This window comes from Photobacterium japonica, assembly GCF_050337005.1.
Taxonomy (GTDB): domain Bacteria; phylum Pseudomonadota; class Gammaproteobacteria; order Enterobacterales; family Vibrionaceae; genus Photobacterium; species Photobacterium japonica.
In genome coordinates, this window is sequence record NZ_JAKJSN010000053.1 from 22,818 (window position 1) to 37,202 (window position 14,385).

The following is a 14,385-nucleotide window of genomic DNA, read 5'->3' on the forward strand; positions in this document are numbered from 1 at the left end:
TTAAAGATCAATGACAGTCTGTGAGTCGTTATTGACTACGATGGGTATAATCAGCTTTGGCTAAAACCCGGTTTCTTACGGCCACTGAGCTGACTCAAGGTAATTTTTTCCTGATTAATGATCCCCGGCTGGCCATTGCGGACAGTGGCAATGGTATGACGCACCCAGCTCGGTAAGTGGGAGGATAATTGATAAAAGATCCATAACCCTTCACGTTGGGTTTCCAGTACTCCGCCATCGCGCAATAACGCTAAATGACGCGAGACTTTCGGCTGGCTTTCGCCTAAGACCTCAACCAAATCCCCCACGGTAACCGCGGATTCATCTTCCAATAACATCAGGATACGCAAGCGCAGGGGATCACTCATGATCTTGAACAGTTCCACCGGCCCCATCACCCCCTCTTGTTCATCGCCATTGAGCATCAAAAACAGCGCAATACGATGTTCCAACCCCGCCAGCGCATCACGAAACGGTTGATGCCCAGCCTGCGGTTTAGGATCCAAGAAGTCCCAATGCAACAAAGCATCCGAATCGGCAAACAACGCGCATTCATTACTGGCTTTGTCACACAAGGTGATCACAAAATCAAAATGTTGATCCTGAAGATCGGCAGCCGACAGACTCTGCAGGTTATCGCTATTAATCCCCTGCTCTGCCAGTACATCGTATACACGAGGATCCACCGTTTCTGGTTTCATGCCCGCACTTAACACCTCATACTGACTGCCGCCCATGTGCCGCATCAGCGCTTCCGCCAACTGAGAGCGGGCTGAATTACCGGTACAAAGAAAGAGAATACGTTTCATGCTAGTCAACCCACGCGATTTCATCATGACATTCCTTACACCGCAGCCCATTGTGTTTACACATTGGCAAATCAGTGGTGCATCAGAACAATGTCACCAGCATATATGGTTTTAACTATATATGGAAGTATGAATATACAAGCATATCGGTAACTCACCGTTCACGTTAACCTTTTACGCAGGGGCGTTCGCCAATACCCACTGCATTAATTGATTGCGTACCTGCGGGTGTGACAGTAAATCAACATGATTAACCCCGCCGACCAGCCATTGATGGTGTTTCGGATAGTTCAGTGCTTGCACGTTTTTCGTCGCGGCGCCCAAGGCGCTGTCAACCGGGACAAGACCGTCGCCGACTTTACGGTGTTTATCGTCATGAGTGTGTTTACTCAAGCACGTGGCGACCGCATAACAGTGGGTGTTCGCTGGCAGTAACGGGCGGGATTTCAATGGCGTACCGGTGCGGTCACCCGCTTTCAGGCCTGTTTTCAGCGACGATTTTTGTTCCCACGCGTGATGAACAATATAGCCACGACTCAGATCTTTGGTCCCACTGCTACGCATATCGCCGATCTTACGCAATAACGATAACTGCGGGATACCGGCCACATACTCATCAATCCAACAAGCAAAACGCGCCAAGGGTGCACCATTGTGCGGCGTACCCAAGGTGATAAAAGTGGTCAGATGCTGGAGCCAGTTCAGTTGATGTTGATCGGCATAATAACAGGCACTGCGACTGACTAGCCCGCCCATGCTATGGCCGATAATCACCAACTCTTTCACTGGACAAGGCCAGGCTATGAGGAGTTTTTCTAGCCGAAACGCGAACTCCTCACCATTGAGCGAAATATGTTTACCGGTGTTATAACGCAAATACAGCGGGGTATAACCCATCGCGACAAACTGCTGTCCATGATCATGCCCTTTGCGCAGCCAGCCTTTATCGGCCATACACCAACCATGCACGCACAACACAATCCGCCCCGTGGCATGTGGTAATTGCGTGGCCAGTGGCGCGCTGTTGTCTGCGAGTACCTGTTGTTGATCCGTCAGTACCATCGGCAAGGCTAAGCGACTTTTTCGGCGAAGTAAGTGATCGCCCATCAAGCCATTGAGCAAGGCGAGAAAAGCTTGGCTCTGACGTGGCGGAATCCCTTGTTCCAAAAACGCCCGAGCGCGCTGTTTGGCGTGTTCTGAATTGGTTTGCAGTTTCAACGATACGCCTTGGCGGATCGTATTGAGTTGCTGACGCCAAATGTACTTCGCTTTCATGCTGACCCCACCCTGTTACGTTTATAGCGGTTATCGGCACACGGGTATCGCCACACAGCAAAACCCACGTTCAAGATTGACCTTACACCACCGAATACCGCAGCAACCTCATCATTACCTGAAAGTGGGTGGCTGTAAATAGGCGAAAAAAAGGCCGCTTTCGCGGCCTTAACACATCAGAACGTTCTCATCACAGCACCCATTACGGCGCAGTAATGATCGCAGTTCGGTGCCAGTTTTCGTAGTGCCAACGATCGCTGAACGCTTCACGATTAATCAGCCCGCGATTATCGTGATAGTCGAACGTAAAGAAGGTTTCCACTACCGGCGCCGACATATCATCCAAGGTTGGTTGACCGTTTTCGTCATAGAACGCCGCTTCCCATTGACGTTGGATCACACAGGCTTGAACAAATTCACCCGTGGCATTGTCATACACCTCTTGTGTGCCGGTATACATGTCCCAAGTCACCTGAACAAGATTATCCCGCTCCGGTGTTGCCAATAATGGCTTGCCGGTTACCATGCGAATTTCCGGCAGCAAGTAACTGCCCTGTACCGACTGCAACACATTGGTGAGAATGTCATTACCCCATACCGTTTCCAGCCCGCCATTTTGGGTCGCTTCAAAGCCAGCCATGATCCCGGCGCTGTCCTCATAATACTTCTCAGTGAAGGTATAGAACGGCGGTAGGTCAGGCTGCATCTCATCATAGAACGCCCCTTGCAAGATAGATTCCGTCAGGTTGTCTTTCCCTTTCCAGCTGACATTTTCTGCCGTTAACGGATTCATGGTATAGACGGCCATTTGGAACATTTCTTTATCGAAATTACCACGACTCATGTCATACACAAGACTGTCTCCAATGACTGGGGCGTAACCCTGATCCGGCAATGACGCCAGACACTGTTCAAAGGAGACCGGCAAGCCTTCCGGCACGCGATCCAACACGGGATCACGGCCATAAGCCTGCTCGTCAATCGTGGCGCCGACTAACACTTTGTTGTAATCGGTATAACCCCAAGTCACTGCATCGGTGAACGGATCACGCTCAAGGTATGTCACCGCCATCTTCTGTATCAATTCGCCGGTGTCGATATATTGCTTACGGGTGTCTTCCACTTTCGCGACGGCGTAATGATTGGCAGGATCAGGATCCTGATTATTCACCAACGTCATCGTTGACTGGTGCTCTACCACACACACTTCGCGTAAGCCCATGGTGGTCTCAATGATATCTTTACCCATATAGGTCACAGAGACATCGTCATGACGTACAGGGGTTTGAGGCGCATGCTTATCTATCCGATCAACCCAACCGAAGGTCGGGATACCGACATTGATCTCACCCAGTTCACCAAAGGCGACATTCGTGCCCCACCAGCGACTGAACGCTTCACGGAACCCGAGGTATTGTCCCGTATTGGCATCCACATATTCATGCTCAAAGGTCGGGCTTAAACTGTTCGGATCAAGCGTCGACACCTGAGTCACATTCACGTCACGATCTTGCAAATGCCCGCTCGGTAAGCCCCTACGTGTTTCAACAAAGATTTCATTTTGTGAATAGATCGATGGTGCATCCGCCCCCCACATCACACGCGAAATATCATACAACTTAGCATCGGATGCCCCTACGGCGGCGATCTCACCGCTTGGTAACGCTGGCAACGTCGTCTTACACTCGGCCAGCGTAAATGGTGTATTCAGTGCTTCTAACGGTAAGTTATCCTCGTCATCGTTGTAGCCATCACCATCATCATCCGTGTCTGCATTGTTCCCAATGCCGTCACCGTCGGTGTCGACGGATTCTGTGTTATCCAATGGGAAAGCATCATCAGCATCACTCACACCATCGTTATCGTCATCGGTGTCGGCGTTGTTACCAATACCATCGCCATCGGTGTCTACTGATTCGTTTTTATCTAACGGGAACGCATCATCAGCATCTGCCACACCATCGTTATCATCATCGGTATCTGCGTTGTTCCCAATGCCATCGCCGTCAGTATCTAGCGATTCATTTTTATCTAACGGGAATGCATCGGCGTCATCGTTCACGCCGTCGCCGTCATCATCGATATCGGCGTTGTTACCAATGCCGTCGCCGTCAGTATCTAGCGATTCATTTTTATCTAACGGGAACGCATCGTCAGCATCTGCCACGCCGTCACCGTCATCATCGGTATCGGCGTTGTTACCAATGCCGTCGCCGTCAGTATCTAGCGATTCATTTTTATCTAACGGGAACGCATCGTCAGCATCTGCCACGCCGTCACCGTCATCATCGGTATCTGCGTTGTTACCAATGCCGTCGCCATCGGTGTCTACTGATTCGTTCTTATCGAGTGGGAACGCATCGTCAGCATCGCTCACGCCGTCGTTGTCATCATCGGTATCTGCGTTGTTACCGATACCATCACCGTCGGTATCGACCGATTCGTTTTTATCTAACGGGAACGCATCGTCAGCATCGCTCACGCCGTCACCATCGTCATCAGTGTCGGCGTTGTTGCCAATGCCGTCACCATCGGTATCGACCGATTCGTTCTTATCGAGTGGGAAGGCATCGGCGTCATCGTTCACGCCGTCACCGTCATCATCGGTATCTGCGTTGTTACCAACGCCGTCGCCATCGGTGTCTACAGATTCGTTCTTATCGAGTGGGAAGGCATCAGCGTCATCGTTCACGCCATCGTCATCATCATCTGTATCTGCGTTATTACCGATGCCATCACCGTCGGTATCTAGCGATTCAGTTTTATCTAGCGGGAACGCGTCGTCTTCATCGGCCACACCGTCGCCGTCATCATCGGTATCTGCGTTGTTACCAATGCCGTCGCTGTCGGTATCGACAGATTCAGCGGCATCTAACGGGAACGCATCCTCTTCATCGGCCACGCCGTCACCGTCATCATCGGTATCTGCGTTGTTACCAGTACCGTCACCATCGGTGTCGAGTGATTCGTTTTTATCGAGCGGGAACGCATCATCTGCATCAGCCACGCCGTCGCCGTCATCATCGGTGTCAGCGTTGTTACCGGTGCCGTCACCGTCGGTGTCTACTGATTCGTTCTTATCGAGTGGGAAGGCATCGTCAGCATCTGCTACGCCGTCACCGTCGTCATCGGTATCTGCGTTGTTACCAATGCCGTCACCATCCGTATCCACACTTTCTGTTGGATCCAATGGGAACGCATCAAACGCATCACTCACACCATCGTTATCATCATCCGTATCGGCGTTGTTACCGATGCCATCACGGTCACTATCCAAAGACTCATTCGGATCCAACGGGAAGGCATCAGCCGTATCAGCCACGCCGTCATTATCATCATCTGTATCAGCATTGTTACCGATACCGTCACCATCGGTATCCACACTTTCACTTGGATTAAATGGGAACGCATCGTCGGTATCCGCCACACCGTCGTTATCATCATCGGTATCGGCGTTATTACCGATACCGTCGCCATCCGAGTCCATCCATTCGCTGCCATCTAACGGGAAACGGTCTGCATTATCGGCAACACCATCGCCATCATCATCGGTATCCGCATTGTTGCCGATACCGTCGCCGTCAGTGTCTACGGACTCGTTTTTATCTAATGGGAACGCGTCGTCGGCATCCGCCACTTCATCACCGTCATCATCGGTGTCAGCGTTGTTACCGATACCATCGCCATCGGTATCGACTGATTCGTTTTTATCTAATGGGAACGCATCGTCGGCATCCGCCACCTCATCGCCGTCATCATCGGTATCCGCATTGTTACCGATACCGTCACCGTCAGTGTCTAGCGATTCATTTTTATCGAGCGGGAACGTATCGTCGGCATCCGCTACCCCGTCACCGTCATCATCAGTATCAGTGTTGTTACCGATACCGTCACCGTCCGTATCAACGCTTTCTGATGGGTTAAACGGCAACGCATCCTCATCGTTATCAATGCCATCATTGTCCCAATCCGAATCCAGACTGTTTTCAATGCCGTCGTTATCGGTATCGTTATCGGCTTCATCGGCAATGCCATCGTTATCGAGATCTTGCGAATATTCCGCCTCTAAGGGGAACGCATCGTCCTCGTCGTTCACACCGTCGCCATCATCGTCGGTATCAGCATTATTACCGATGCCGTCACCGTCAGTATCCAACCATTCTTCGGCATCGTTAGGTAACGCATCTAACGCATCAATCACACCGTCGGCATCGGTATCAGTATTTTCGACTACATCAATATCACCATGCTCATTCACAATGACAAACTGATCGGCTCCGGCTGTCGCCACCGCCGTATTAATTTGACGCGCTAACGCCAATATGGCGGGCAATTCGTCAGTCAACGCAGAGGCATCGTCAGGTAATGCCCCTGACGCCACCAATGCAGCGGCAGATTTTGTCAGTTTCGCTGCATCCTCAGAACTCGCTTGAGAATAGTTCGACAGCAACAACGTGGCATCACTCAAGCCAAGCGTCGTGGCCAGCGTTTCCAGTGCCGTGTTTAACGCTGCATTCTTGTTTCCGGCTTCACGCACCTGCATATCAACCAAACTGGTCAACGGACTGATCACGATCTGTTTAACATCGCCTACCGACGAGGCTTTTGTCACAACATCAAACGCCAACGGTGCCATCATCAGATAACTTTGTTCAGCATGACGACCCGTGTCTACGTGCAGGGTTTTACCGGCGGTCACTTTCGCCACTAAAACGTAATCCTGAAGGTTATCAAAATCCACATTATCAAATTGAACAGTACCGTCACCCAATGTTGTGCCACGCACTTCATCGGCATCCGGCTGGTAGTTTTGATTCGCCACCTTATCCAACCACACGATCGCACCTTCTAAGGGGATGTCAGCCAGCACGGTTGCATTAAAAGCTGTTGGGGGCACAACAGGAGGGGTTACGGGTTTTGTTTTGTCATCTTCTCCGCCACCACAACCCGAGACGAGTAGCACGGTAGAAATCGCGAAAGCAACCTTGCTTATTTTCATAACATCATCCTATTGTTCAGAATTACTGCACGTTACATATATATCGATACCCCCCACGATAACGAAAGGTGATGCATTTGTAGTCATTGTGTTTTATAAGCCGCCCTTGCCGTCAATAAAGTAACGACACCGCAAAGGCACTTGCGTCAAAAAGACGACATTCGCAACAAAATAACAACATCACGCCTCATGAAACATTGTGCTTTCAAGAGTGTTGTCCCATCTTCAATACGCTCCCCAAAAACACTCATCGAGATGTGGCACGTTATCTTCCTGAGTGACTATGCTGTAAAGAAAACCGTATTAATCTTCACTATGTTGTTGAATAACGCGACTATCTCGCCCTTATCCGCCTTGTTGGCATGAGGGGTAGATATAAGGGGGCGTGTATGGAAGTCATGAAAGCGATTTTCTTTGGACTGGTGTTATCACTCACCGTTGGGCCTGTGGCCATTCTGGTGTTGAATAACGGCTTGCACCACGGCTATCTGGCAGCGATAAAAAGCGCCATTGGTGCCGCATTTGGGGATTATTGCTATGCCTTGCTGAGCTTTACAGCGGGGGTGATGCTGATCAATAAGCTGCCTGAATACCACTTCCAGATCATTTTGCTTTCATCTTGGGTGCTGATTATCATGGGCTTTTACATGATGTGGAATGCGCTGAAAAACGCCAAATTATTAGCACGGGTGCATTGTCCTAACAAAAAAATGGGGTTCCGCTCCGCCTTTTTTCTTACTTTGGCCAATCCCATCGCGATGATTGGCTTAGCCGCATTCATTGGCCATTCGGTCGAACAATTGCAAGTGCGACTGGCCATACAATTGGCGGGGGCTGTATTTATCGGCAGCTTGCTTATTCAGTGTCTATTGGCGATTTCTGGATCAGCACTGAAAGACGACGACAATATCGTTACGTTTCCGTTTTATCTGCAAATTTTAGGGGGATTGTTGATGTGCTTGTTTGGCGTGTATAACTTTGTCGAACTGGCCGGTTAACGCCGCCACTTCATCGCAAAAAAGCAAATTTCAGATACAAAAAAACCAGCACTTTCATGCTGGTTCTTTGTAGAATGGAGGCGCGTCCCGGAGTCGAACCGAGGTACACGGATTTGCAATCCGCTGCATAGCCACTCTGCCAACGCGCCATAATCTGTGTCGTGCTGATAATAAACCTTATCACCAGAACTAAAATCTGTTTTCACAAGGCTGCCCCTGAGAACGAGGCGTACTTTAACGGATCGTCAGAATGAGTCAATCGATTATTCCTCGTCAACAGACTGAACGGGGAAAAAATGCGCTACAATATGCTTTTTTCATCATTTCCGCGACACATCATACCTCGCATATCTGACGATCTATGATCATACTGATAAAGCGTACCACACAGGAATGGATCATCGTTTTCATTCTGTGCCCTTACAGAGGAGACATGCATGAAGCTTCAACACCTGTTAGTGCCTATCGCCCCTGAGCAAGCCATCAATGAAACGTTGCATCATGCCTTTCGCTTCGCTGACATGCATGGTATTCACGTTACTCTACTCTCTGTCATTGAAGATCTGGCCGAATTTAAAGACATTCGCCGCCACACTGGCACAACGTTAGATATGCTCGATAACGCGTTGAAAGTATATCAATCACAATTGGTGCAGCAGCAACAAGCATTAGCTCAACGCTATCCGCACATTGTTTTTGATGCAAAAATTCGAGTGGGTGTGCCCTATCTCGAAATGATCAAAGCCGCTAACGACACGCAAGCGGATATGATTGTGATTGACTCACACCGTGGTAATAAACAGGCTCCCTGCCAACAAGGCAGCAATACCTTAAACCTGATGCGCAAATCGGAAATCCCTATTTGGTCGATCAGTACCACACTCACGCCGATTCAGAATGTCCTGGTCGCTATCGATCTCACCAATCAAGAATATCAGGAATTTAATACCACCCTCGTTTCATTAGCCATTGCATTTTGTGCCAGCGTGGGTGCACAACTCACGCTCTGTCATGCCTGGCGCTTAGAATCCGAAGGTTTCTTGAGAAAATGGAGCGGCTATCAAGATATCGATATTGCCCTACTCTCAAAAAAAATGCGCCAAGAACGGACTGAACGCATGGAGGCCTTAATACAGCCTTTTGTCAACAGTCCGGTAGACATGCAGGTGTGCTTATTGGAAGGGGAAGCCAGAGACTGCCTACCACACTATATCAATGAGCATAACGTGGACTTAGTGATTCTCGGATCATTGTCGCGTACGGGCATCGCCGGCTTTTTAATGGGCAATACAGCTGAATCAATTCTCAATCAAATTCAGTGCTCCGTGATCACCTTAAAACCCGAGAGTTTTCAGTCACCAGTGCTACCCTCCTGACCGCTATTCTCACACGGATAAATTTCCGTGATGCATCTCCACAGCTATTGGGGACAACATTTTATTTAACGCCATTCTCTTTATGATCCATCGTCTTATAAGAGAATGGCGTTTCTTCGCCACACTCCTCCGTACTTTCCAAGAAAGGATGCATTTGGATGTACTTACATCGCTATTGTCATGTGGGCTTGCTCGGCGCCGCCCTCTTTTTAACGGGGTGCGATCAGAGCATCACCTTCTCTCCCGAGGCTGAGGATGAAAAGCGTTATTGGGTGTACTCTGCCAGCCAAAACGCCGCACAAGATGAGATTGAATACCGCTTGAATAGCTTATTGCATTACAAAATGGCGTCAGTGGATGACACCGTCAATCTGCATATTACCCCCGAGTACCTCGACCTGAATAAAGGCGACAAATACGATTCGCTCAACTCGGCCAGAAGCAGAGCACGGAGCATTCAGGTATTTCAATCTGGCTTCAATCTGGAGGTGGATAAAAAAAGTGGCACATTACTCAGCTTAACCGGGCGGGATAGCGAGAAATGGCCGGACTATATAAAACGCTACGGCGAAGATCATCCGCTGCTCAATACGCTACGTCATCACGTCAGCATACCGGGATTACAAGCAAGCCTTTCCACGGAAGTCGGCGATATCATCACCCTCTCTCAGTTCTTTGGTATACCTGCCACGTTGACTGTCACGCAGGTGACATCGGAAACTGTCAGCGCAACCGTCGAAGGCAACATGAACAACCGCCAGCTGTACGCGCAACTCACTGTAGAGCGTGAGAATGGCTGGATTGATAGCCTGTATGCAGTCGATATGAAAGACGATCAATCCACTCACTTCATTGCGATACAGCCCGAAGAGAATCTTCAGCATATCGCCGATCCACATCCTGTATCCATTCAACCCGATTCTTTTTGGCGCGCAATCGCCCATACTCAAGACACACCACTTACCCCCCATGTCATCACAAAAGAGGCACTCTTTCCCTATACGTCAGGCATTATTAGTGGAGGCCGGTATCCCTATTTCAGTGCTTCCATCGTACACGATTTAGCTCAAACGAATCACAGTGGAAACATCACACTGACTGATTTCAAGGCACAGAATAAAGCCGGAAAAGATGCCGACCTGTCATTTGTGGCACCGACTAATGGCCATTATTTTGATATACATAAAAACAGTGTGAATGGTGTATTACTCACAGGTTGGAACCATCGCGATACGCTCAAGCAAACACGCTCCGCGACGGCCACCGCACATTATTACCCTGACATCATCACCCCCTATAAGGTGCAATGGCGTAAAGGTGAGGCGCAGACTTTCACTCTGGGTGACATTACCCTTAACGTGACCCCTTATCCGCAACGCACAGGCGAATATCAAATCACCTATAATCGCGGCGCGTCAAACATCCTGTTAACCACATTCGACGGTCTGAAAGGTGACATTGAGATTAAAACATTGGCAGCCGGCCCTGAGTGGCTAACGGATGCCGCACGGTTTTGGCTGGCACACGTTGGCGATCAGACGCAAGCAATGACCACAGCCAACCTCAAGCTCACTGAAGAATCAGATACCGTCACTTTTTATCTCAAAGGACGTGAAAGTCACCCACTGTATTCAGAAACCGTCATGTTTATTCCCAAACGTCACTATGCGGCGACGGCTACCCTGCCCCCGATTGATGGCAAAGGCCCTTACAATCGTCGGGCGCTATCTGATGAAGAAAAACAAGAAGCCGAAGCAATCAGACAGAGACTGGCTGAACGCTATGCCATCACGCCATTCTCCGATATCACGGCCGACATGCACCACCCGAATGCAGGTACGCTCTATCTGCCTATGGGATGGGGCAGTATTTGCCAAGCCGACGTGGTTAATGATGTGGAAATCAATGGCAATGGCTTGATATGGCAAGGCCGGACACGAGGGCCATTCCCTGCTGAAGCCTTCCAATTAATGACGGAAGACGGCGTTAAAAAGTACTTTTATGATTTGACGGTCGAAACCCGCCTGCAATGTAAAGGATCACCACAATGGCAAGCCATGCCTGATGTCATTGACCGTACTTACCCATGGTTGGTTGATCTTTCCCTGTTACCGAAGATCACCGCCGATCAACCGATTCACGCACTATTTGAACAGTACCGATTCAACGGAGACGAGAACGATCGCCTTTGGTTATTAGATCGTAAAGGCGAAGACGTCCATCGTTTTGACCGCCTGCTTTCTTCCATTCTTCATGATGGCAAATACCTGAAGTTTTCGGGCAGCATTGTCGATGTATCACAATTACAGGCCACGGGTGAGTCGCAAGAAAAAACCTGGATCACCACTTTCCCACCGCTACCTAAAGGATAAAACGATGCGCCATTTCCCTCTTCGTTTAGTCACGCTTGGCGTACTCGCTTCACTGACGATAAGCGCGCCATTATACGCCGACACATTGTGGCTCAATGCTGACGGCGAACCCGTCAACAGCCAGAAAAAAGCCACCTATTACCTAAAAGGCTCTTCCGCAGCAGGCGATGCTAAACCCCTTTTCAGTGGCCAAGATAACAATGACGGTAAACTTGAAGGCCCAGCCCGTTTCTATGATAAAGACGGGACGCTGACGGAAGAAAGAAACTATGTCGCAGGGGAAGCCAAAGGCAGTTACAAGACCTTTCACCCCAATGGGCAAGTCCATATTGAATCTCAACTACTGGATGGAGAACGTAATGGTATTACCCTGTATTACGATAAACACGGGGTATTGAAAGAGCGCCACCATCTTATCAATGGCAAGCTCGACGGCGAACAGCTGACCTACTATTCAGACGGCTCAGTCAAATACCGCGCCAATTTCGTCAATGACATCCGCGAAGGTAAACAAACCCGCTATTACAAAAGTGGCCTACCCTACTCCATTTCTCACTATGAAAACGGGTTATTACACGGAGAACGAATCAACTTCTTTGATAATGGTGTGAAAAGTAGCACCACAGCCTTTAAGCATGATAAGTATCATGGTCCGATGCGATTTTATACCGTTCAAGGCCGCTTAAAAAATGAAAAAATCTATGTAGGTGGACGCCAACATGGCATAGAAACCAGCTACTACGACAACGGACTTCCTTATGGTATTTACCCCTATAAAGATGGCAAAGAAGTCGGTGTGGTGAAAATGTTCCACCCTGATGGGAAAAGCATTAAATACCTTCAAGAGCTGGATGATAAAAGCCGCACACTGCGCTCACAATATTTTGATCTTGAAGGAAATAAAACGGAAGAATACACCGCTAACTATGCCAACAATAACGAGGTATCGGAAAGACGCCGGTTTAAAGACAATGTCCTTTCCTCACTCCAAAAAGACGATGAAAAACGTAAATGGTCATTAAAGGAGTACTTTGACACCTTCGGCTCACTCACTGATCGTGAAGAGCTCCTCAATGAAAAACGACAAGGACTGTATTTATCGACCTTTACTCAAAACGGTAAGATCCGTACAACACGCATTGAATACAGCAACGGCCTGCGTGACGGCTTGTATCATGTATCAGAAAGTGATTCACCCTACGGCAAAGAAGGCCATTACCGCAATGATAAACGCATCGGTTATTGGCGTATCGTTAATCGCGATGGTACGCATGAAATCAATTACAACAGCCAAAGCAACAAGGATGGCAAAGAACAACGCACAATGCCCAACGGTAAACTGTCATTCGTTACCCACTACACCAATGGGCAACGTGACGGCCTGCATGAAAAACATAACAGTGACGGTAAGGTGCTAGAAAAAGGCGAATACCGCAACAACGAACGTCATGGCCCATGGCTATATTATGATAACAGCTTTCATAGCCCTATCTTTTGGCAAGGCGAATTCCGTGACGGGAAAAAGGTTGGTGAATGGAAAGGCTTCTCCCTACACGGCTATGAAACAGAGCGTGAGCACTACAATCTGGAAGGCTTGAAAAACGGTGTCTCTTATAGTTTTTCAAATGATGGTGAACTGAAATTTGTGGAAAACTTCAAAGACGGTGTCCGCCATGGCAACCTCACCCACTATTCAGAAGGCAAAATCTACTCCATCCAATACTTTGAGTATGGCGAAATGGTCAGTAAAGAAAAGCCGCTGAGTGGGTCATAACGATTTGCTCGTAATAAATAAAAAACCAGCTTTCGAGCTGGTTTTTTATTTCGACCGTTAACGGTATATCACATCGACTATTGCTGGATACGTTCCATCACCAATTTGCCATCCTTTTCTACGTATTTCACGCTACCAGCGGGATAGGTTGCTGTGATTGTTTCACTCAAAAACACAGTTTCTATATCAACTGAAATTTCAAAATATCCATTATTTCTATTAACATCCAAGTAAGGGATAAGTGAATTACCATCATCTTCACTAGCGGTGATTACTGGAATCTCACCTAACTTAACTGGTTTTTCACTACCAGTTGGCCAAACATACACATCAACCCCCCAAGGATATTCCGCTGCGGATTCCAATAAAAGCAACCAATCCGTATTCTCTGTCGATGCTGTTTTCTTTGGCGCAAAGAAATAAGGATCGACTGAGTACGCATCCATATATTCAGAATTCACAAACTGCCTGCTCCATAAAGCATTATCCTTTTGAAACACCGTTATACGCAGGGCGTCCGCATGAGCGCTTAATTTTTAGCCATTGACGTCAATCCGGCCACAAGGACTTGCTCCAAGAAGGCAGGTTTCATCATGCAGCGTTTCTGTTTCATCGGTACGCTAATCTTGGTTGGTTCAGCTCTGAGCATGTTAAGTGCCATGTGCCTTAACCCCGCCAAGTTTTCAGCTGCGTTTTCTCGGTAAATCTGACAAGCATCTTCCCGCATACTGACATCTAAAATCCAATGCATGGACTCAATGCCCCAGTGGGCTCGGATAGCC

At 48.6% G+C, this 14,385-nt stretch carries 9 protein-coding genes and 1 tRNA gene; 4 read left to right on the forward strand and 6 right to left on the reverse strand.

Annotated features, from left to right (window positions below):
* Positions 1 to 50 precede the first annotated feature (50 nt).
* From L4C36_RS18555 to L4C36_RS18565, 3 genes are all read right to left on the reverse strand, one after another.
* Positions 51 to 836, reverse strand: coding sequence for a metalloregulator ArsR/SmtB family transcription factor (locus L4C36_RS18555; protein WP_428479291.1), 786 nt, complete (start codon positions 834 to 836; stop codon positions 51 to 53).
* A 147-nt stretch (positions 837 to 983) separates the two neighbouring features.
* A complete protein-coding gene (locus tag L4C36_RS18560; RefSeq protein WP_428479292.1) occupies positions 984 to 2,084 on the reverse strand; it encodes a PGAP1-like alpha/beta domain-containing protein in 1,101 nt (366 codons plus the stop codon).
* Between the two features lie 202 nt (positions 2,085 to 2,286).
* Positions 2,287 to 7,083: a thrombospondin type 3 repeat-containing protein gene (locus tag L4C36_RS18565; protein WP_428479293.1), complete on the reverse strand. Its 4,797-nt coding sequence runs from the start codon at positions 7,081 to 7,083 to the stop codon at positions 2,287 to 2,289.
* Positions 7,084 to 7,472: 389 nt separating this feature from the next.
* Here L4C36_RS18565 and L4C36_RS18570 point away from each other — a divergent pair, with 389 nt between their 5' ends.
* Positions 7,473 to 8,081, forward strand: coding sequence for a LysE family translocator (locus L4C36_RS18570; protein ID WP_428479294.1), 609 nt, complete (start codon positions 7,473 to 7,475; stop codon positions 8,079 to 8,081).
* 75 nt (positions 8,082 to 8,156) lie between these two features.
* Here L4C36_RS18570 and L4C36_RS18575 read toward each other — a convergent pair.
* Positions 8,157 to 8,230 (reverse strand) — tRNA-Cys (locus L4C36_RS18575).
* A gap of 288 nt (positions 8,231 to 8,518) precedes the next feature.
* On the opposite strand from L4C36_RS18575, the gene L4C36_RS18580 reads away from it, so the two are divergent.
* From L4C36_RS18580 to L4C36_RS18590, 3 genes are all read left to right on the forward strand, one after another.
* Entirely contained in the window at positions 8,519 to 9,457 is a 939-nt protein-coding gene (locus tag L4C36_RS18580; protein WP_428479295.1) for a universal stress protein, read from the forward strand.
* A 158-nt stretch (positions 9,458 to 9,615) separates the two neighbouring features.
* Positions 9,616 to 11,829, forward strand: a complete 2,214-nt coding sequence (locus L4C36_RS18585) for a hypothetical protein (RefSeq protein ID WP_428479296.1) — start codon at positions 9,616 to 9,618, stop codon at positions 11,827 to 11,829.
* 4 nt (positions 11,830 to 11,833) lie between these two features.
* Entirely contained in the window at positions 11,834 to 13,603 is a 1,770-nt protein-coding gene (locus L4C36_RS18590) for a toxin-antitoxin system YwqK family antitoxin (RefSeq protein WP_428479297.1), read from the forward strand.
* Between the two features lie 77 nt (positions 13,604 to 13,680).
* Here the strand turns inward: L4C36_RS18590 and L4C36_RS18595 are convergent, their stop codons facing one another.
* Together L4C36_RS18595 and L4C36_RS18600 are read right to left on the reverse strand one after the other, a co-directional pair.
* Complete coding sequence (locus L4C36_RS18595; RefSeq protein ID WP_428479298.1) at positions 13,681 to 14,064, reverse strand: hypothetical protein; 384 nt, start codon at positions 14,062 to 14,064, stop codon at positions 13,681 to 13,683.
* Positions 14,065 to 14,132: 68 nt separating this feature from the next.
* Positions 14,133 to 14,385: transposase (locus L4C36_RS18600; RefSeq protein ID WP_428479299.1), on the reverse strand; the 253-nt coding region annotated here is incomplete at its 5' end.

Coding starts and splice junctions, on each gene's coding strand:
- L4C36_RS18560 (WP_428479292.1), bottom strand. CDS start 2,084: ATGAAAGCGAAGTACATTTGGCGTCAGCAACTCAATACGATCCGCCAA.
- L4C36_RS18590 (WP_428479297.1), top strand. CDS start 11,834: ATGCGCCATTTCCCTCTTCGTTTAGTCACGCTTGGCGTACTCGCTTCA.
- L4C36_RS18570 (WP_428479294.1), top strand. CDS start 7,473: ATGGAAGTCATGAAAGCGATTTTCTTTGGACTGGTGTTATCACTCACC.
- L4C36_RS18555 (WP_428479291.1), bottom strand. CDS start 836: ATGATGAAATCGCGTGGGTTGACTAGCATGAAACGTATTCTCTTTCTT.
- L4C36_RS18580 (WP_428479295.1), top strand. CDS start 8,519: ATGAAGCTTCAACACCTGTTAGTGCCTATCGCCCCTGAGCAAGCCATC.
- L4C36_RS18585 (WP_428479296.1), top strand. CDS start 9,616: ATGTACTTACATCGCTATTGTCATGTGGGCTTGCTCGGCGCCGCCCTC.
- L4C36_RS18565 (WP_428479293.1), bottom strand. CDS start 7,083: ATGAAAATAAGCAAGGTTGCTTTCGCGATTTCTACCGTGCTACTCGTC.